The following is a 19,454-nucleotide window of genomic DNA, read 5'->3' as shown; positions in this document are numbered from 1 at the left end:
TATGGGCCGTCCAGGCTCAGCCGAGAGCCTCCTCGGCGATCCGGCCCCAGCTGGGGCGCGGTTCACCGACCGGGTGCACGAGCGTCAGCAGGCGGCCTTCGAGGAACAGGTCGAGCCGGTGGCCCTGCTCAGTCTCCAGGCGGCGACGCTGGGCCCGGAGGTCCACGGGAACGTGCTCGCCGAGTACGCCGACGAGCACCTCGTAGCGTGCGGGGCCGACGGCGTCCGCCCTGAGCCAGGTCCCGCGCACCGGCACGCCGCCGAGCTCGCCCAACGGGCCCTCCTCCCGGCCGAAAGCCCGGTCCATGGCCGCGTCGACCACCTCCTGGGCACTGCCGCCAGCCACCTCGTCATCGGCCATCCCGTCGGGGACGTCGAGCTTCCTCATGAGGAGGGGCCGGTCCAGGTAGTCCTCCACTTCCGCCTCCACCCGCCGGCGGGGGTCGGGCCTCGGAACGCGGAAGCGCCAGGGCTGCTGGCTGCCGGGCTTCTCGATCCATCCGGTCTTCAGGCCAGCCGTGACCGCGGATTCCTCGGGCAGGAAGATGTCGACGTAGACGCCGCCCGTGCCGAGCCAGACCCAGCTCATGAAGTAGTCGTGCCCGCTGTGGTCCGCGGACCATGCGGCGAGCTTCTCCAGGCGCTTGCGCTGGTCCGCGGTGCCCTTGACGGCCGGGAGCATCTGCTTGGCGTCCCTGCGCCGGCCGCGGGCCTCCCCGGCGAGCGGGCCGGCGGCGAGGTCGTAGAGCAGGTCCGGGCGGACGCCGGTCTTCGCGTAGGCGCCCAGGAGCTTGTCGGGAAGGACGTCGAAGCTGGCGAGCCCGTCGGTAGCGGACTTCCAGTCGAACAGGGTCTCGCTGGCGGCCGTCATGACGCCGAGCCCGGTGCACTCGCTGACGAAGCGCCGGATGTGTCCGGAGCTGGAGTCGAGTGCGCCGCAGTCGACCCCGAGCGGCCCCGCTCCGGTGTCCCCGCTCAGGTAGCTGAGCAGCAGGCCGATCTCGTGGTTGCGCACGCGCTGGTCGACCGTGCGGCGCAGGTCGCAGGCAAGCGCGTTGATGTTGACCAGGGCGGCCAGCGACACCGGGAGCGGCCCCTGGCCGACCTCCGTTGCCTGGACCGCCTCCGCCCCGGCGGGCCCCTTCTCGACCGTGAAGCGCCAGACCCTGGCATGCACCGTGCTCATGGGCGAAGCCTACGGGTGCCCTGCGACAGCCCGGCCCGACCGCCTGCTTGTAGAGAGTGCACAACGGCCGCGACGGCGCCCCGGCGGGACGGAACTCGGCTGAGGTGCATATGTTCCGGGCTGGGAAAAGGCGGCCGTGCGGCTCCTGACGCCATGTCGGGCTGCCTCCGCGGCCCGAGAGGGAATCCGCTTCCCGCGTCCTCTCGGCGCATCGCAGCGCAGGCGGACGGAATCACCACAGGAGTTTGGCGGGAAGGGTGTCCACGGGACTTTCCCCGCGACTATTCTGGCCGGGAGGGGACAGGTGGGTCTTCGGCTGGCTGGTCCCCGGGGGCAGCTCCCCGAGGTCCGCTCGGAGGGCATTGGTCCCCAGCTGGTCCCCAGCAAGATCGTTTAGGGGTTTCCGCAGGTGGCTCGTTTCACTGACGGGGCGTCATGCAAAAGGCCGCTGACCTGGGATTTCTCCCGGCCAACGGCCTTTCCGACTCGCGTCGGGACGACAGGATTTGAACCTGCGACCCCTTGACCCCCAGTCAAGTGCGCTACCAAGCTGCGCCACGTCCCGTGGTCTCGGCGCCTTCGGCGGAGCCTGGGGGGCTCTGCGGTGGGGCTTCTCGACCTTGTCCCCGGTGTCCCGGTGACGTGGAAAACAATACAGCACGTCGGGGGGTGCTCGCTGCCAGGTATCGCGGGGCAGCGGGGTCAGGGGGTGGGGTGGCGGGCGTCGTAGCGGAGGAAGGCGGGGCGGCGGGCGGCGAGGAGGACGATGGCGGCGACGCAGGCGAGGCCGCCGCTGATGACGGAGGTGGCGGGGTTGGTGAGGGAGGCGACGGTGCCGGACTCGAAGTCGCCGAGGCGGGGGCCGCCGGCGACGACCACGATGAAGATGCCCTGGAGGCGGCCGCGCATCTCGTCGGGGGCCGCGACCTGCATCATCGTGTTGCGGAAGATCATGCTGACGGTGTCGGCGCAGCCAGCCACGGCGAGCAGCAGGAGACCGAGCCAGAGATTGTGGATCAGGCCGAAGGCGGCGATGGCGAGGCCCCAGGCGGCGACGGCGGCGAGGACGGCCAGTCCCTGGCGGTTGACCCTGCTGACCCAGCCTGAGAACAGGGCGCCGGTCAGGGCGCCCACCGCCGGGGCGGCGACCAGCAGGCCGACGGTGCGGGCGTCGCCCGCGTAGAAGGTGACCGCGATGGCGGGGAAGAGGGCGCGCGGCATGCCGAAGATCATCGCGGCCAGGTCGGCGAGGAAGCTGGTGCGCAGGTTCGGCTGCTCGCGCAGGAAGCGCAGGCCGTCGAGGACGGAGGCGCGGCCGCGGCGGTCGCCGAGCGGGCGCATGGCGGGCAGGCGCCACATCGCGTAGAGGGTGGCCGCGAAGGCGACGGTGTCGACCAGGTAGGCGGCCTGCGTGCCGTAGGCGCCGATGAGGACGCCGCCGAGCATGGGGCCCACGGTGAGGCCGAGGTTCATGCTGACGGTGTTCAGCGCGTTGGCGGCGGGGAGCTGGTGGCTCGGGACGAGCCGCGGGATCATCGCCGACCGGGCCGGTGAGCTGAGCGCGAAGAAGCCGGCCTGGACGGCGACCGCGGCATAGAGGACGGCGACCAGGCCCAGCCCGGCGAAGGCCTGGGCAGCGAGGACTGCGGAGACGGCCGCGAGGCCGGCCGAGCCGATCAGGCCGAGCCGGCGCCGGTCCACGGTGTCGGCGATCGCGCCGCCGTAGAGGCCGAAGGCGATCAGCGGGAAGAGCGAGAAGAGCCCGACCAGGCCGGTGGCGAAGCTGGAGCCGGTCAGGTCGTAGACCTGGACGGAGACCGCGACGGCCGTCATCTGCTGGCCGATCGAAGAGACCGCCTGGCCGAACCAGACCCGCCGGTAGTCGACGTTGTCGCGCAGGGGGCTGAGGTCCGCGAAGGCCTTCCGGTACCAGGGCACCGGCGCGGAGAGCACGGAAGCTGCGGAAGGCGCCGAAGGCCCGGAAGGCGCCACAGGCCCGGAAGGCACCGCCCCGGCGGAGGGCGACGGGGCTTCGGCACCGGACGGGGCGGCACCAGAATTGGCAGGATGATTGGTCGACACAGCCACCCATAGTCGACCCGCGTCCGCGCGCCCCGCTCACCGGGGTGTCGGCCGAGGGGCCACAGGCCCGTTGGGCTGGGCCGCCGCCACGGACGGCGCGGGCGGCCCCACCGACGGCACGTACCCCCGATGAGCGGCGACGACGGCGACCGCTACTTGGTCAGGACCTGCTTCTCCCCCGCCTCGACCGCGAAGTCCAGCCGGTTGCCGGGCGGCGGGAACGGGCAGATGAAGTGGTCGGCGAAGGCGCACGGCGGCAGGTAGGCACGGTTGAAGTCCAGCAGCGTACGGCCGTCCGCGTCGGGTGCGGGGAGGGTGATGAAGCGGAAGCGGTAGGTGTCCGCCCCGCTCGTCGCGTCCGCGATGACGCCGCTGAGCCCGCGGCCGGCGCTACTGACCGTCAGCGTGCGGTGCTCGCCCGCGACGGTGAACGCGATCCGTCCGGTGACGGCCAGCGGGCGGTCCTTGCCGTCCGCGTTGGGGACGAGGACGGGCTGGGCGTCACCCTCGAAGGGAGTGAAGACCGCCGGGACGGCCCACTCCGGCGAGTAGGGGTACGCGGAGATACCGGCGAAGGACTGCCGGCGGGCCGAGTCCGGATCGAAGACCCGCAGCGCGAGCTCGCCCTCGCGCTCGATCGGGACGAGCAGCAAGTCCCCGACGGAGGCGGTGTCGGCGGCCGGGTCGGTGTCCGGGCGGAGCAGCACCTCACCGTCGACCGGACCGGGCGCGCCGGCGACGGTGATGTCGTCGGCGGCCGTCGCCCGGAGCCGGATGCCCTCCGCGTCGGCCCACCAGTGACCGGGCAGGCCGGGTATCCCGGTGGGCTCGGGCTCCAGCCAGTGCGTGCCGGTGAGCGCCAGCTGGCCGTGCAGCGCGCTCACCGCCGCCGCGCGCCCGTCGCTCCAGTGCTTCCAGTCCTCTGCGGCTGTCGCCGTCATCGGTTTGCCCTCCCGCTCCGTCGTGGCCCACCGGGCCGTTCTCGGCGCACGGCCGGCCGCCGTCCGGCCGTGCGTCGTCCGTCATCACGTCAACGCCGACCACCGGGGTGGATCATTCCCGCGGCGGTAGGACCGGCCCCCGCGGCCGCGGGCGAACCCCGACCGAGGGGCCGCACGGGCCGCACGGGCCGACGGTCTCGGACCGGGCGCACGGCACCGGCCGGACACCGGGGACGATCAGTCCTTCAGCGGCCGGAACAGCCCCTCCTGCACCACGGACACCACCAGTTGTCCGTGGCGGTCGAAGATCTGCCCGCGCGCGAGACCGCGGGCACCGTGGGCTATCGGGGACTCCTGCTGGTACAGCAGCCAGTCGTCGGTCCGGAACGGCCGGTGGAACCACATCGCGTGGTCGAGCGAGGCCATGTCGAAGTGGCGCGTGCCCCAGAGCGGCTCGACGGGGGCGCGGACGGCGTCCAGCAGCGTCATGTCGCTCGCGTAGGTGAGCGCGCAGACGTGGATCAGCGGGTTGTCGGGCAGCGCGCCGTTGGTGCGCAGCCAGACACCGCTGCGGGCCTCGACACCGGCCAGCTCCTCCTTGGTCCACCGCAGCCGGTCGACGTAGCGGATGTCGAAGGGCTGTCGGCGGCTGATGAACGGAGGCAGCTCGCCCAGCCGGGACCCGACCTCGTCCAGTGCGCTCGGCAGGTCCTCGGGGGCGGCGACGGCGGGCATCGGGTACTGGTGCTCGATGCCGCCCTCCTCGGGGAGGTGGAAGTCGGCGGTGAGCGCGAAGATCGAACGGCCGCCCTGGATCGCGAGCACCCGGCGGGTGGTGAAGGTGCGGCCGTCGCGGATCCGGTCCACCTGGTAGACGATCGGCACGCCGGGCACACCGGGACGCAGGAAGTAGGCGTGCAACGAGTGCACGGGGCGGTCGCTGTCCACCGTGCGCCCTGCCGCCACCAGCGCCTGGCCCGCGACCTGGCCGCCGAACGTCCGCTGGAGCGCCTCCTCGGGGCTGCGCCCGCGGAAGATGTTCAGTTCGATCTGCTCAAGGTCCAGCAGCTCGACGAGTTCGTCGACAGGGGTACCCATGCGTGCGCTTCCTCTCCGGGTGGCCGACCCGGACGGAGGTTCCCGTCCGGCTGCCGACGCCCGTTCTATCGAATTCTCCCGCCCAGTCGAATCCTTCAGCGAGCCAGGGCATTCCCCCCGTCCCCGCGCTTCCCCACGGATTCACTCGAACGAGGACCCATCGCCCCGAACACCGCATCGAGGCAACACCCCCGCGACATCCCGCCCGTCGCCAACCGGCCGGGGAGCCGGCGGAGGCGCCGGAACGGGAACCGGTAGAGGGGCCGGTAGAGGGGCCGGTAGAGGGAGCGCCCGCCGGGCCGCGACGGAGCCGAGACCAGTGGACATCGAACGGCGAGCGGCGAACGGCGAACGGCGGATTACGAGCGACAACGTGGACGACGAGCGCCGGACCCGCCCCGCCAAAGCCCGTCCAAGACCCTTCAGAGGCCGGACTGGCGGACCGTGATGTTGAGCCGACCGGTCAGCCCGAGCGCCGGATCCGCCGTGCCGGGCCGGGTGCGCACGACGCCGTGGTACGCGAAACGCGTCGGGCCGCCGAACACCAGCAGGTCGCCGCTGCGCAGCTCCAGGTCGGTCCACGGCCGGGTCCGGGTCTCGGTGTTGCCGAGCCGGAAGAGACAGCTGTCACCGAGGGACAACGACACCACCGGCGCGTCCGCCCGCTCGTCGCGGTCCTGGTGCAGGCCCATCTTCGCGCCGTGCGGGTAGTGGTTGACGATCGCGACGTCCGGTTCGTACCCGACGGCTCCCGCGATGTCGCCGACGCTCCCGCCGTACGCCTCGGCGACCGCGCTGCGGGCGAGCCGGGCGAGCTCCGGTGGGAAGGCCTTGACCGGTGCGCCGTCGGCCGCGACGCGGCGGTAGCCGTAGGGGTACCAGTCCCACCCCAGGCCGACCGTGCGAACCGACATCATGGCACCGTTCGGCATCCGCACGGTATGCATCCCGGCCGGGGGACGGGCCCAGTCCCGGCAGGCGGCGACCAGGCGGAGCTGGGCGTCGGCGTCGAGCCAGCCGGGGACGAGCACCGCGCCCGGCGCCGGCTCGGACCGCCCGCGCTCCGGGGCCCCACCGGAGCCGGCAGCACCACCAGCGCCACCACCGGCACCGAACAGCTCACCCTGAATCACGCCACCATCCTCCCGCACCGGGCCGACAAAGCGGTCGGCACCGAAGCGACGCCCGGCCGGCGACACTCGGCACCGAAGCGATGCCCGGCCCGCTCACCCGTGGTCGGGAGACCCCTCGCCGATCATCCCGATCTCCCGGGCACAGGCCGGCCAGGCCTCCCAGCCCTGCGTGCGGAGGATCTCCTCGGCCACGGTGGTCTGCTGGCGCCGGCTCGCACGGTCGGGGCGGTCGGCGAAGCGCAGGCCGCCCGCCTCCTCCCAGGTCGGCGGCCAGATCTGCAGACCGCCGAAGTAGCCGTTGCCGGTGGCGGCCCGCCAGTCGCCGCCGCTCTCGCATTCGGCGAGTTCGTCCCAGATGATGTCCGCCACCGTCGCGGCGGCCCGAGCACGTCCGTCCGGGAACAGCACGGCACCCGGGAGCAGCACGGCGGTCGACGGGGCCAGGAGGGCGAGCGCGAGAACGAGGGCGCGCAGAGCGGTCGCGACGCGGGTCGCGACTGCGGCAGAGGCCCCTACCGGGACTCCGGTCGGTACGAACGATTCACGGCTGATCCTACGAACGCTGGGAAGGCACAGCAGCCGACCCTAGGCGCGCGCCCCGCCCACGCGCCCCGACACGCCGCAGACGCCGACGGCCGCTCCCCCGCACAGCGGAGAAGCGGCCGGTCGAACGACGCGTCCGGGGCACGGCGGCCACCTGGACCGGGCGGCCCGGCCGAACCGGGAGCCCGACGGACCCGAAAGAGCCGTCAGACCTGGCAGACCTGGCAGAGTCGACGGACCGGACGGACCCGTCAGGCCGGGCGGACCCCGAAGGATCAGACAGTCAGCGTCTGGCCCGGGAAGATCAGGTCGGGGTTGGCGCCGATGACCTTGGCGTTGTCGTTGTACAGGGCGTGCCAGTCGACGCCCTGGGCGGCGGCGATGGTGCTGAGGGTGTCGCCGGCCTTGACGGTGTAGTTGCCACCGGTGACCTGCTTGGCGTCGTTGGACGCCGGGGCGGCGGGCTTGGCAGGCTTCGCGGCCTTGTCGGACTTCCACGAGGCGGCGGCGTCGGAGGAGGCCTTCGGCGCGGCGGCGGCCTTCGGAGCCTCGACGGCCTTGGGCGCGGCGGCCTTCGGCGCCTCGGCGGGCTTCGGGGCCTGCACGGGCTTCGGCGCGGCGGTGGCGGCCGGGGCGGCCGGCTTCGCGGCGGTGGCCGAGCCCGCGGAGGTGTCGACGGCAGCCGGGGCGCCGCCCTTGGTCAGGCCGGCCTTGACGGAGCAGACGGGCCAGGCGCCCGGGCCCTGCGAGGCGAGGACCTTCTCGGCGACGGCGATCTGCTGCGCCTTGGTGGCCAGGTTGGCCTGCGAGGCGTACGCGGTGCCACCGAAGGCGGCCCAGGTGCTGGAGGTGAACTGCAGACCGCCGTAGAAACCGTTGCCGGTGTTGATGGCCCAGTTGCCACCGCTCTCGCACTGGGCGACAGCGTCCCAGGTCGGGACGGAGGCGGCGGAGGCCGAGGTGGCCGTGACGAGGCCGGCCACCGGAAGGGCCGCGACAGCGGCGCCCGCCACGACAGCCATCCGAACGCGGTTGCGCTTGGTGACGGTGGAGGAGGTGGCAGCGGCGGTCTCGTTACGGAAGGTCATGAGGTTCCTCTCGACAGCCCCGGGCGGGCATGCGGAACCAGACCCTCGAAAGGAGCCGAATCGCTCGCCGCGTCCATCGGGCGGCCGGGCACGTGTCGGACGTGCCGCGCCGCCCCGGCCACCCGCCACGCACCGGTGACCAGATCGAGCGGTCACATCGGCGGGCACTGCCTGCACCGGGTCGGACCGGCGGGCTGTGCGTCGGGGGTGAACCCGGGTGGTGCTCGTTGCACCGCCAATGAAGCTACGAGGCGGCCGCCGGGGAACCAAACAACCGACGGTCTGCCCAGCTCAGCAAGGCGTTACCAGCGGTAATGACCATGTAAGCGTGCCCGAATTGTCCGTTATGACCATCATTTCCTCGATCAAACCTTGGCCGGCCGTGACTCACCTCACGGTTTCATTCCGGCGGTCCCGCTGCCGACATCGACAGATTGTGAGCAGTCGGACACGTCACGCGGTCGGATCAGGGGCAATTCCCGTCAGCCTCGACACCCACCCGTGACCCCTGCCACAGGGGTCCGTTGGTAAAGGCGGCCGGAAACGCCCCTCGCCCCGCCGGCCGGTCCCACCGCACCACCCACACCACCCGCACCACCGGAGCGCACCCGCTCCCCGCCCGCGTCAATCCCTGACAGCCGGCGGACCCGACAACCCGAGGAGTACCAGTGCCGCGCATGCTCGCCGTCAGCGACGAGGTCCGATCCGAGATCGGCGACGACGAGGCCGACCGCCTGCTCGGCGGCGCCCACGCACCCGACAGCTACGAGTGCACTTCCTGCCGGACCCCCGGCGACTCGCTCCAGGAGCCCACCAGCACCGTGCTGTTCGTCGGCGATGAGACGGCGGTACTCGCCTTCGCCCATGCCCGCTGCATCCCCTCCCAGGTGGTACCGGTGTCCGAGGAGCAGTTGGTGGGCGCCGTGCGCAGCATCAGCCAGGCACAGGCCGACGGGCCCGCACCGGCCGCGTCGGTGGCCGCCCAGGCCATCCCGGGACAGGCCGTTCCGGGACAGCCCGCCCCGAGCCCCGCCCCGAGCGCCGCCGCCCAGCCCACGGCGCCGGGACAGGCCGCCATCCTCGGCATCACCTGCGGTCTCGTGCTGCACGGCGGCACCGGCCACGCGTCGATCGTCGTCGAACCCACCGGGCCGGTCGGCCGTCCGGGCAACACCAGCGGTACCGACGAGTTCCTGGACCTCCTCCAGGACGCAGGTTTCCAGCCCGTCACGGACCTCGACAAGACGCCGGACCAACTGTCCGGCTGGTCCGTCCTGGTGGCGATGGGCAAGCTGCACGCGATCCTGCAGCCGGCGGCGGCGGGGGGCAGCACCGGCTGGTGGCAGGCGCACCAGCCGCTCCAGGTCACGGATGCCTGGCGGTTCGCCGCCAACCAGCTCACCGAGGTGACCATGTACGCGGTCCCGGCCGGCATGGTCGGCCGGCAGCCGCGCGAGGACCTGCTCCGTCAGGCGCTGGAGCGTGCCGTCGCCCTGGGCCAGGTGGTCGGCGCCTCCCTTCCGCTCGCGGGCACCTGAGCCGCCCGAACGCTCCAGCCCCGCACCGGCGCACCGCGAGGCCGACGCGGCACAGGCAGCGGGCTCCCGCCCCGCCCCACCGCCCCACCGCGCTCCACCCGGCCCGGCCGGAAGGGCCGCCACCGACCGATCCGCTCCCCGATCGGCATAGGCCAACCTCCCGGCCGGGCCGACCCGCCCCGCATCCCCTGGCGGGCTCGCTCGTTGGCCCCTGTGTGTACAGCTACGACGTCTCCGCATCCCACCACCGGTCCACCACCGTCCCCCGCGTGATCCCGGGCATGCGCCCGTCGTACGACGCTGAGCACCCGCACTCGGCCACCCCGATCTACGACGAGTTGTACTCGGAGTACCGGCGGCTGTTCCGCGCGCTGCCCGGCGACCGCTCGGGCGAGGAGAACCTGAAGTTCGCCGGCTTCGCCGTCCGGGACGGTTACCCGGTGCTCGCCGAGCCGCGCCCGTACCCGCCGCAGCACCAGGCGTTCCAGACGTACGCGGGCCAGGGCGTCGGCATCCCCCAGTTCATGCCGAGCCAGCAGACCGGGCCCGGGCACACCGGCCACCACACCCACCAGTCCAGCCACGCCACGGGCGCGCACCCGTCCGCCACGCACGCCTCCGGCCCGCACCCCGCCGCCGCGCACCCCGCGGACACCCACCACACCGGCACGCACAGCACGGGCGGCCACAGCACCCACCACACCCCCGCCCACCACACCCCGACCGACGCCACCAGCGACGGCCTCGGTCACGCCGGACCGGCTGCCCAACCGGCCCAGCCCGCGGCCCACTTCACCAACGGTCAGGGCTGGGTCGCGGCCGGCTACCTGGGCCCCGTCCCGCACCCGATGCCCGCCCCGGCCCCGGCCCCGGCGAGGGGCACCGTCCCGGCCACCGGCGGCCGCCACCGCAACCTGCTCTCGCTCCCCCCGGGCCGCAGCAGCGAGCAGCACTGACCGCACCGGCGGAGCCACCGGCGCCGCCGCAGACACGCCGGTACACACGCGGCAGGGCCCCGCCACCGAAGTGGCGGGGCCCTGCCGTCGAACCGTCTGCCGTCACACCGTCCGGCGCCTGGCAGCTTCCCCGGGATCGGGCGACCGCCACCGACCGGCGGCCGCCCGCACCAAGGCCCTACTTGCGCTTGCGCTTCTCCCGCACACGCACCGAGATCGAGATCGGCGTGCCGACGAAGCCGAACTCCTCACGCAGCCGGCGCTCGACGAACCGGCGGTACCCGGCCTCCAGGAAGCCCGAGGCGAACAGCACGAAGCGCGGCGGGCGGATGCCCGCCTGGGTGCCGAACAGGATGCGCGGCTGCTTGCCACCACGGATCGGGTGCGGGTGGGCCGCGACCAGCTCACCGAGGAAGGCGTTCAGACGCGCGGTCGAGACGCGCGTCTCCCACCCGGCCAGGGCGGTCTCGATCGCCGGGACGAGCTTCTCCATGTGCCGGCCGGTCTTCGCCGAGACGTTGACCCGGGGCGCCCACTGCACCTGGACGAGATCGCGCTCGATCTCGCGCTCCAGGTAGAAGCGGCGCTCCTCGTCGAGCTGGTCCCACTTGTTGTAGGCGATGACGACGGCGCGCCCGGCCTCGACGGCCATCGAGATGATCCGGGTGTCCTGCTCGGTCAGGGTCTCGCTGGCGTCGACCAGGACGACCGCGACCTCGGCCTTCTCCAGCGCGGCGGAGGTGCGCAGCGAGGCGTAGAAGTCCGCGCCGGCGGTCATGTGGACCCGGCGGCGGATACCGGCGGTGTCGACGAACTTCCAGGTCTTGCCGCCGAGTTCGATCATCTCGTCGACCGGGTCACGGGTGGTGCCGGCCAGCTCGTTGACGACCACCCGCTCCTCGCCGGCGACCTTGTTGAGCAGGCTGGACTTGCCGACGTTCGGGCGGCCGATCAGCGCGACCCGACGCGGACCGCCGGTGGCGATGCCGAAGGTCTGCGGCGGGGCCTCGGGCATGGCGGCCATGACGGCGTCGAGCAGGTCACCGGAGCCGCGGCCGTGCAGTGCGGAGACGGGGTAGGGCTCACCGAGGCCGAGCGACCACAGGTACGCGGCCTCCGCCTCGGTGGACTGGCCGTCGACCTTGTTCGCGCAGAGCACGGTCGGCTTGCCGGCCCGACGAATGATCTTGATCAGGGCTTCGTCCGTGTCGGTGGCGCCGACCGTGGCGTCGACCACGAACAGCACCGCGTCGGCGGTCTCGATGCCCAGCTCGGCCTGCGCCGCCACCATGGCGTCGATGCCGAGGACGTCGATCTCCCAGCCGCCGGTGTCGACGACCTTGAAGCGGCGGCCGTTCCAGGTCGCCTCGTAGCTGACCCGGTCGCGGGTGACGCCCGGCTTGTCCTCGACGACGGCCTCACGGCGGCCGATGATGCGGTTCACCAGGGTCGACTTGCCGACGTTCGGGCGGCCGACGACGGCCAGCACGGGCAGCGGCACGTGCTCGCCGCCCTCAAGCCCGTCGAGGTCCTCGGGGTCGAACCCCTCCTCGGCGGCGAGCGCCATGAATTCGTCGTACTCGGCGGCGTCCAGCTCACCGTGGCCGGTGGTGGAGTGCTCTGCGGTCATGTTCGTGTTTTCCGTTTCCCGGCCCGGCCCTTCCCAGGGGCGTGCCGTGCGTACCTGCCCCGGTCGGGGCAGCGCGATCACTTCAGAGAGACGCCCTGCGGGCGTTCCCGAACAGCAGGCCGCGACCGGTGAGGTCGCGGACGATGGGCCCCGGACAGCGGACCCGGAACTACGAGGCCGGAGCCCGGAGCGATGAACCCGGAGCGGAGAACCCGCCCGGGTCCCGGACGACGCGCGGCGGCTCAGACCGCCGACAGCCCGGCCCGCTCCTCCACCAGCGCGATGATCGTGCCGATCACCTGCTCCAGGGTGAGCTCGCTGGTGTCCACCAGGACGGCGTCGACGGCCTGGGTCAGCGGGGCGGTCTCGCGCGAGGAGTCCGCCTTGTCCCGACGGGCCAGGTCGGCGGCCATCTCCGCGATGGTGGCCTCGTCGACGCCCTTGGCGCGCAGCTCGGCCGCCCGCCGCCCGGCCCGGGCCGCCTCCGAGGCAGTCAGGAAGACCTTGACGGTGGCGTCCGGGAACACCACGCTGCCCATGTCCCGGCCCTCGGCGACGATGCCGCGCTCGGCGACCTCGGCGCAGCCGCGCTGCAGCTCCACCAGACGCGTCCGCACGGCCGGCACCGCGGCGACGGCGCTGACCCGCGCGGTCACCTCGGGGCCCCGGATCGGACCGGACACGTCCTGTCCGTCCACCGTGATGGTCGGACCGGCCGCGTCGGTACCGGACACGATCACCGGCTTGCCGCAGGCGACGGTCACGGCCTCCGGGTCGTCGACGTCCACGTCGTTGGCCAGCATCCACCAGGTCAGCGCCCGGTACATCGCACCGGTGTCCAAGAAGCTCAGGCCCAGCCGGGCGGCGACCGCCCGGGAGACGGTCGACTTGCCGGAGCCGGAGGGTCCGTCGATGGCGACGACGACCGGGGCGTGCGCTCGGTCGGCAGTGTCCACGGGGCGAACCTCTCTCTGGGCCTGAGACCCGAAACCTGAATCCAGTACGGCGCGTGCCGTTCGGCGTGAAACCGGGGGATGTCTCCCTCAAGGTTAATGGACCGGCGCCAGAGCCCGGTCCGGCCCGGTCCCCCCGGAAGGCGAGCGCCTGGCCCGCCCCCGTCCCCCGCCACTCGACGGCCCTCAGCCGTCTCCTCGGCCACCCCGGATCGCCGTCAGCGCGGCGGTCGCCGCCGCGATCAGCCGCTCGTCCTCCAGCGGCGTCAGCCGCGTACCGGCCAGCCGACGCCGGTGACCGCCCAGATACGCCTCCAGCACGGGCACCGCGGGGGCGGCCGGGGTTCCGATCGCGGTGAGGTGCCGCAGCACGGTGGGCAGTTCGTCGGTCGGCCGGTCCGAGGTCAGCTCACCCAGCAGCACCGCGACGGCCGGCCCGGGCTCGCCGGTCAGTCGCCACCAGGCGTGCGCGGCCTCGACCCGGGTCCAGTCCCCGGGACTGTCCAGCAGCGCGCGAACCGCGCCGGCATGCCGGCTCGCCGTCGGGCCGAGGTCGGCCAGGTACGGCAGGTGCGGACGGCCGGGACCGGCCTCGACGGCGGCTCCCAGGGCCCGCAGGGCGAGCCGGTGGTCCCCGGTGACCCGCCAGTGCGCCCAGGCCGCCGTCTGCGTGCCGTGCCAGGGCAGGGCACGCGGGTCACGGAGGCTCGGCACCGAGGCGGGCAGGGCGACGCCCTCGGCGAGCTCCCGCAGACGCGGGGCGGCCCGCACGCCCGCCGGACCGACCCGCCCGTACCGACCCGCCGGTCCCGGGCCCGGCGCACGAGCCCGGCGCACGGGGGCCGGGGGCCGGGGGCCGGGAGCCGGGCCCGGCTCGGAGCTCAGTCCCGGACGCTCCACCCGCTCGCCCGCAGTGCCACCGTCAGCGGCATCACGGCGGCCGGCGCGACCGAGAGCTGGACGAAGCCGACCTGCTGCCCGGTCGAGTGCTCGATGTCGACGTCCTCGATGTTGACCCCGGCGGCGCCGACCTCGCCGAAGAGCCGGCCCAGCTCGCCCGGCTGGTCGCCGAGCACGACCGCCACCGTCTCGTAACGGGTGGGCGGCGCTCCGTGCTTGCCCGGGATCCGCGACTGGCCGGCGTTGCCCCGGCGCATCACGGTCTCGATCCCGGCCGCGCCCGCGCGGCGCTCCCCCTCCTCGGTGGCCTGCATCGCGCGCAGCGCGCTGACGGTCTCGCCGAGGTCGGCGGCCACCTCCTCCAGGATGTCGGCGACCGCGCCGGCGTTGGCGGAGAGGATGTCCACCCACATGCCCGGGTTGGACGCCGCGATCCGCGTGACGTCCCGAACCCCCTGACCGGAAAGCCTTATGGCCGTCTCGTCGGCCTTCTCCAAGCGGGCCGCGACCAGCGAGGAGACCAGCTGGGGAGCGTGCGAGACCAGCGCGACGGCGCGGTCGTGCGCGGCGGCGTCCATCACGATCGGCATCGCCCCGCAGAGGGCGACCAGCTCCAGGACGGCGTTGAGCGTCTCGGTGTCGGTGTCGGCGGTGGGGGTGAGCACCCAGGGCCGGCCCTCGAACAGGTCGGCGCGCGCGGCCAGCGGGCCCGACCGCTCGCGACCGGCCATCGGGTGGCTGCCGATGTAGTGGACGGTGTCGCAGCCCAACGCCGCCACCTCGGCGCGCGGCCCGTCCTTGACGCTGGCCACGTCGGTGTACCAGCGCGCCAGTCCGCGCCGCTGGCAGTCGGCGAGCACCTTGCCGACCAGCGCCGGGGGCACCGCGAGGATCGCCAGGTCCACCGGGCCGTCGGCGGGCTCCGTCGTACCGGCGCCGAGCGACGCCGCAGTGCGGGCCGCGTCCGGGTCGGCGTCCTCCAGATGAACGGTCAGCCCGCGCGCGGTCAGGGCGAGGGCGGCGGAGGTGCCGATGAGTCCGGTACCGACGACGGCGGCAGTGCGCATGGCGGGGTGGCTCTCCTCACGGGGGCTGACCTTGACGTGCCGGCCCATCCTCTCGCATCCCCACCGCCACCGCGGCCACCGCCCACTCCCGACCGGCCGCGCCCCCGCCCACCCCGACCGCAACCGCCCGACCACCGGCTCCGTCCCCTCTCACGCGACACCACGCGCAGCACACACCACGCGCAGCACGCGCACAACACACCACGCGCAGCTCGCGCGGACCGCCGCGGGCACCGCCGCACCAACACACCCGGACACGGGCCCGGACGGCGCGCGCCCGGAAAGACAGCGACACACACCGACACACACGCACGCCGCACACGCCGCACCCGGGCGAAATCCGAGGACGTCCGCCCCGATGCGAGGCAGACTGACCGCCCAGGGGGCGGCAACGCGCGATCCGCGCGAGCGGCGCGAACGAAGGGGTAGGCCGGGTGGACGATCAGCACAGGACAGACAACGGAAAGCGGTCCGACGAAGCGGCGGTACCGGCCCACCCGTCGGTGCTCGACTCGGTCGTGGTCCACGCCGTCGGCGCCGTCTGCCGCCGCCGGGCCCGGGTGGCCCTGCCGCCCGGCGGCCGACTTCGGCTCACCGGGCTGCCGCAGGCACTCGACGGGCGGTCGCTGCGGGCCCGGGTGCTCTCCGGGCCGCCCGGCACGGCCGTCACCGAGGCCCGCCTGGAGCCCGTCGTCGAGCTTCGATCTCCCGACGAACTCCCCACTCTCCAAGGCCGGTTGAAGGAGGCCAGGGAACACGAGGCGGCCGTCCGCGAGCGGCACCGGCTGACCCTCGACGTCATCGCCGAGACGTCCGCGCTGCGCGCCGTCCCGCCGGCCCGCCGCAAGGACGAACCGCTGCGCCGAACGCCCGCCGATGCCTGGCTGGAGCTGGCCGAGTTCGTCGACGAGCGACTCGCCCGGCTCCAAGTCCGCGCCGAGGAGCTGACCGAGGAACTCGAACGGGCCGAGCACGCGACCGAGACGCTGACCGACCAGGTGGACCGTTCGTCCACCGCCGGACCGACCCGCCCGGTGGAGACCTCGGCGACCGTCCTGCTCACCCTGACGACGCCCGTTGCCACTCCCGACACCGGTCCCGACCCCGTGCTGGCCCAAGACCAGGACCCCGCCCCCGAGGACCCCGCCGGCGCCGCCCCCGCCCCCGACATCGCCCCCGACATCGCCCCCGACATCGACATCGAGCTCGAATACGGCGTCCCGGCCGTCCGCTGGGTACCCGCCTACCGGCTGTCCTACCAGCAGGGCTCCGACACCGGTCGGCTGGTCCTGCGCGCCTCCGTCGCCCAGCGGACCGGCGAGGACTGGACCGGCGTGCGCCTCGCGCTGTCCACCGCCGACCTGGACCGGCGCACCGACCTGCCCAAGCTGCGCTCGCTGCGGATCGGCCGCAGCCAGCCCGCCCCACCGCCCTCCGGCTGGCGCGAGCCCCCCGCCGGCCTGGGCGACCTCTTCACCGGCTTCGACGCGGTGGGCCCCCGCCCCGAGCCCCGCCGACGCGGCCCGGTGCCCGTCACCGCCCCCGCGCCCCCGCGCTTCGCCGCACCCGCCGCGCCCGTCGCCCCCGCCGCTCCGGGCGCGCCCTACGCGGGCGGGGCCCGCCCCAGTGGCCCCCACCCCGGCGGCACCCTGTCCGCCGACGAGCCGCCGCTCCCGTCCCTCGGCTTCGCGGGCTACGGCGGACCGCCCCCGCAGCCCGGCAGCCCGCTGCCCCCGCCGGCGGCGGCACCGGCACCGGTCGCCCGCCGGGCCCGCTCCGCGCGCGGCGGCACCGAGGCGGCCGGATCCGCGTTCGCCGACGAGTTCGGGGGCGCCGCACCCTCGCCCGCATCCCCGACTGCCCCCACCCCGGGCGCCACGCTGCTCGACTACCCCTCGCTCGTCCTGGCCGGACCGGACGAACCCGCCGCGCTCCGCGGCACGCTCCACCCGCCGACCGAGACCCGCCCGGCACCCACCGGCTCACCCCTGAGCGGTCTCCCGCTCCCCCGCCACGCCGTGCCGCCGCGCGCCTCGGCCGGCTCCTTCGACCACCGGTTCGACGCCGCCGCCCCCGCCGACATCCCGTCCGACGGCAGCTGGCACACCGTCACGATCGGCGAGATCCCGGTGACCGTCCAGCCCGAGTACGTCACCGTCCCCGCCGTCGAGGAGAAGGTGTACGGCACGCTGGTGCTCGCCAACCGGACGGCCCAGGCGGTCCTGGCCGGCCCGGTCGAGGTCACGGTCGACGACGAGTTCCTGCTCACCGCCGCGCTGCCCACCCTCGCGCCGGGCGGGACGCGCCGACTCGGCATCGGTGTCACCGAGAGCGTCGAGGTGGCGCGCCGCACCGAGCTGCACGAGTCCACCACGGGCATGCTGAACACCAGCACCGTGCTCGACCACCGGGTTCACGTGGAGTTGGCGAACCGGCTCGGGCACGCCGTGACCGTCGAGGTCCGCGAGCGCGTGCCGGTCAGCCCGGACAGCGAGATCCGGATCGAGGAGCGGGCCGACTGGCACGCGCCCGCCGTCCCCTCGCCGGAGTGCCCGCCGAGCACCCGGCTCTGGCGGATCGACCTGCCGCCCGGCGGGCGCGCCGAGCTCGACGGCGGGTACCAGATCAGAATCCCGGCCGGAAAGGCCATCGTCGGCGGAAACCGGAGGAACTGAACGATGAGCAGCGAGACCATCCCCCTCCCGGTCACCGCCGTCACCTGCCTGGAGGACCGCAGCCAGATCGAGCGCACCGTCACCGTCGACCTCGCCGCCGGCGTCCAGCGGCTGCGCCTCGGCCCGATCACCGCGCTCGCCGTCGACCGGACCTTGCGCGCCGAAGCCACCCCCCTCGCCGGGGCCGCCCTGACCGCCGGACCCGCCGGACCCGCCGGACCCGCCGGAGCGACCACCGCCGTGCCCGGCGGCGCCCGCGTCCTGGACGCCCGGATCGTCCGGGCCTGGACCCCGCGCGCGCCCCTGCCGCCCGGTCCGGACGACTCCGCGCTGCGCCACCGCGTCCACGAACTCGACGCCCGGGCCCGCCACGAGGACCAGTTGCGCCACCGCCTGGAGGCCCGGCTGGCGCTGCTCGCCCAGCTCTGCGCCGACCTGCTCCGCGAGGTCGGCGAGGGGGCCGGCGTCGGCGAGGTCGAGCGGGCCCGCTGGACGCGCGAGCTGGACCGGGTGGACGCCGAGCGCGAGCGCCACGGCGAGGAGCTGCGGGCGGTCCGCTCCCGGTTGCGGGAGCTGGAGGTCGAGCGCTCGCAGGCCCGGACCGCCCTCGACGAGGCCGAGGAGGAGCCGGCCGAACTGGTCGCCCATCTCGACCTCACCGTCGAGGCGGCGACCGCCGGCCCCGCCCGGCTGACCGTCAGCCATCTGGTGCCGTGCGCCGTCTGGCGACCGTCCTACCGGGCCACCCTCGCGGACGGGACCCTGCGCCTGGAGTCCGAGGCGGTGGTCTGGCAGCGCACCGGCGAGGACTGGACGGGTGCCCGGCTCACCCTCTCCACCGCCCGGTCGGCGCTGGCCACCGCACCGCCCGCGATCACCGAGGACGTGCTGGCGCTGCGCGACCGCAACGCCGAGGAGCGCCGCACGGTCGAGGTGGAGCTGCGCGAGGAGACGATCAGTACGCTCGGCCCGGCCGCGGCGGTGCCGGGGGTGGACGACGGCGGCGAGGTCCGGGTGCTACGGGCCCCCGCGCCCGCCACCGTGCCCTCCGACGGCCGGGCGCACCGGGTTCCGCTGGGTTCGTTCACCGCTTCCGCCACCGGCGAGTTCGGGTGCGCCCCCGAGCTGTCGCCGCTGGTGACCCAGGTGGTCCGGTTCCGCAACGCGGCCGGCCACGCGCTGCTCGCCGGCCCGGTGGAACTGATCCGCGGCAGCGGCTTCACCGGTCGGGGCGAGCTGCCCTTCACCGCGGCGGGCGCCGAGGCCGAGCTGGCGTTCGGCAGCTCGGACGGCTACCGGGTGGTCCGGGAGACCGACGAACGGCAGGGCACCGCCGGGCTCACCCAGCGCTCGGTGACCACCCGGACGGTGCGGCTGCACATCTCCCGCTTCTCGGGCCCGGAGGAGCGGGACGAACAGCTGGTCACGGTGCGCGAGCGGGTGCCGGTCTCCGAGGTGTCGGCGGTGGAGGTGCGACTGCGCAAGGAGGAGTGCTCCCCGGCACCGGATGCCTTCGACACCGAGGGCATCGTCCGCTGGGACCTCCCGCTGGGCCCGGGCGCGCGCCGGACGGTGACGCTGGTGTACGAGATCTCCGCCTCCGCGAAGGTGGCCGGCCTGTGACACCAGCACCCGCGGCCGCTGGCCGCGCCCTCGCCGTGACG

15 protein-coding genes and 1 tRNA gene are annotated in these 19,454 nt (G+C 74.3%); 4 read left to right on the top strand and 12 right to left on the bottom strand.

Going from position 1 to position 19,454, the window contains the following annotated elements; translation table 11 throughout:
- Window positions 1–16: 16 nt before the first annotated feature.
- The 8 genes from ACFXHB_RS29105 to ACFXHB_RS29070 all read right to left on the bottom strand — a co-directional run bounded on the left by ACFXHB_RS29105 (window position 17) and on the right by ACFXHB_RS29070 (window position 8,071).
- Entirely contained in the window at window positions 17–1,186 is a 1,170-nt protein-coding gene (locus ACFXHB_RS29105; protein WP_380577645.1) for a hypothetical protein, read from the bottom strand.
- Window positions 1,187–1,677: 491 nt separating this feature from the next.
- Window positions 1,678–1,751 (bottom strand) — tRNA-Pro (locus ACFXHB_RS29100).
- A 137-nt stretch (window positions 1,752–1,888) separates the two neighbouring features.
- Window positions 1,889–3,139: an MFS transporter gene (locus ACFXHB_RS29095; RefSeq protein WP_380577643.1), complete on the bottom strand. Its 1,251-nt coding sequence runs from the start codon at window positions 3,137–3,139 to the stop codon at window positions 1,889–1,891.
- A gap of 281 nt (window positions 3,140–3,420) precedes the next feature.
- Window positions 3,421–4,209: a DUF1684 domain-containing protein gene (locus ACFXHB_RS29090; RefSeq protein WP_380577642.1), complete on the bottom strand. Its 789-nt coding sequence runs from the start codon at window positions 4,207–4,209 to the stop codon at window positions 3,421–3,423.
- Between the two features lie 237 nt (window positions 4,210–4,446).
- Window positions 4,447–5,307: an acyl-CoA thioesterase gene (locus ACFXHB_RS29085; RefSeq protein ID WP_380577641.1), complete on the bottom strand. Its 861-nt coding sequence runs from the start codon at window positions 5,305–5,307 to the stop codon at window positions 4,447–4,449.
- 422 nt (window positions 5,308–5,729) lie between these two features.
- Window positions 5,730–6,338, bottom strand: coding sequence for an alpha-ketoglutarate-dependent dioxygenase AlkB (locus ACFXHB_RS29080; RefSeq protein WP_380577673.1), 609 nt, complete (start codon window positions 6,336–6,338; stop codon window positions 5,730–5,732).
- A 195-nt stretch (window positions 6,339–6,533) separates the two neighbouring features.
- The gene (locus tag ACFXHB_RS29075; protein WP_380577640.1) at window positions 6,534–6,866 is read right to left on the bottom strand and encodes a transglycosylase family protein; all 333 of its coding nucleotides are present in this window, start codon (window positions 6,864–6,866) and stop codon (window positions 6,534–6,536) included.
- Window positions 6,867–7,258: 392 nt separating this feature from the next.
- On the bottom strand, window positions 7,259–8,071 hold the full coding sequence (locus ACFXHB_RS29070; RefSeq protein ID WP_380577639.1) for a transglycosylase family protein: 813 nt from the start codon (window positions 8,069–8,071) through the stop codon (window positions 7,259–7,261).
- A gap of 677 nt (window positions 8,072–8,748) precedes the next feature.
- Between ACFXHB_RS29070 and ACFXHB_RS29065 the strand changes: the two genes are divergently transcribed.
- The gene (locus ACFXHB_RS29065) at window positions 8,749–9,609 is read left to right on the top strand and encodes a hypothetical protein (RefSeq protein ID WP_380577672.1); all 861 of its coding nucleotides are present in this window, start codon (window positions 8,749–8,751) and stop codon (window positions 9,607–9,609) included.
- Between the two features lie 269 nt (window positions 9,610–9,878).
- Window positions 9,879–10,565 (top strand): hypothetical protein, encoded by a 687-nt coding sequence (locus ACFXHB_RS29060; RefSeq protein ID WP_380577638.1) that lies wholly within the window; start codon window positions 9,879–9,881, stop codon window positions 10,563–10,565.
- Window positions 10,566–10,743: 178 nt separating this feature from the next.
- On the opposite strand, the gene der is transcribed toward ACFXHB_RS29060, so the two are convergent.
- The 4 genes from der to ACFXHB_RS29040 form a co-directional block, all read right to left on the bottom strand.
- Complete coding sequence (der, locus tag ACFXHB_RS29055; protein ID WP_380577637.1) at window positions 10,744–12,195, bottom strand: ribosome biogenesis GTPase Der; 1,452 nt, start codon at window positions 12,193–12,195, stop codon at window positions 10,744–10,746.
- Between the two features lie 242 nt (window positions 12,196–12,437).
- Window positions 12,438–13,151, bottom strand: coding sequence for a (d)CMP kinase (cmk, locus tag ACFXHB_RS29050; protein WP_380577636.1), 714 nt, complete (start codon window positions 13,149–13,151; stop codon window positions 12,438–12,440).
- Between the two features lie 183 nt (window positions 13,152–13,334).
- Complete coding sequence (locus ACFXHB_RS29045; protein WP_380577635.1) at window positions 13,335–13,919, bottom strand: hypothetical protein; 585 nt, start codon at window positions 13,917–13,919, stop codon at window positions 13,335–13,337.
- Window positions 13,920–14,029: 110 nt separating this feature from the next.
- Entirely contained in the window at window positions 14,030–15,115 is a 1,086-nt protein-coding gene (locus tag ACFXHB_RS29040; protein WP_380577634.1) for a prephenate dehydrogenase, read from the bottom strand.
- 434 nt (window positions 15,116–15,549) lie between these two features.
- On the opposite strand from ACFXHB_RS29040, the gene ACFXHB_RS29035 reads away from it, so the two are divergent.
- Both ACFXHB_RS29035 and ACFXHB_RS29030 read left to right on the top strand, forming a co-directional pair.
- On the top strand, window positions 15,550–17,790 hold the full coding sequence (locus ACFXHB_RS29035) for a DUF4139 domain-containing protein (RefSeq protein ID WP_380577633.1): 2,241 nt from the start codon (window positions 15,550–15,552) through the stop codon (window positions 17,788–17,790).
- 3 nt (window positions 17,791–17,793) lie between these two features.
- Window positions 17,794–19,413 (top strand): mucoidy inhibitor MuiA family protein, encoded by a 1,620-nt coding sequence (locus tag ACFXHB_RS29030; RefSeq protein ID WP_380577632.1) that lies wholly within the window; start codon window positions 17,794–17,796, stop codon window positions 19,411–19,413.
- Window positions 19,414–19,454 lie beyond the last annotated feature (41 nt).

Source organism: Kitasatospora sp. NPDC059327 (assembly GCF_042752535.1).
Taxonomy (GTDB): domain Bacteria; phylum Actinomycetota; class Actinomycetes; order Streptomycetales; family Streptomycetaceae; genus Kitasatospora.
The sequence above is the reverse complement of the archived record's forward strand: the minus strand, read 5'-3'. Positions and strand labels throughout refer to the sequence as shown.

Bases quoted from the DNA above. Each gene is read 5' to 3' on its own strand.
- ACFXHB_RS29070 (WP_380577639.1), bottom strand. From the start codon at position 8,071: ATGACCTTCCGTAACGAGACCGCCGCTGCCACCTCCTCCACCGTCACC.
- ACFXHB_RS29105 (WP_380577645.1), bottom strand. From the start codon at position 1,186: ATGAGCACGGTGCATGCCAGGGTCTGGCGCTTCACGGTCGAGAAGGGG.
- ACFXHB_RS29030 (WP_380577632.1), top strand. From the start codon at position 17,794: ATGAGCAGCGAGACCATCCCCCTCCCGGTCACCGCCGTCACCTGCCTG.
- ACFXHB_RS29085 (WP_380577641.1), bottom strand. From the start codon at position 5,307: ATGGGTACCCCTGTCGACGAACTCGTCGAGCTGCTGGACCTTGAGCAG.
- ACFXHB_RS29040 (WP_380577634.1), bottom strand. From the start codon at position 15,115: ATGCGCACTGCCGCCGTCGTCGGTACCGGACTCATCGGCACCTCCGCC.
- ACFXHB_RS29065 (WP_380577672.1), top strand. From the start codon at position 8,749: ATGCTCGCCGTCAGCGACGAGGTCCGATCCGAGATCGGCGACGACGAG.
- der (WP_380577637.1), bottom strand. From the start codon at position 12,195: ATGACCGCAGAGCACTCCACCACCGGCCACGGTGAGCTGGACGCCGCC.
- ACFXHB_RS29090 (WP_380577642.1), bottom strand. From the start codon at position 4,209: ATGACGGCGACAGCCGCAGAGGACTGGAAGCACTGGAGCGACGGGCGC.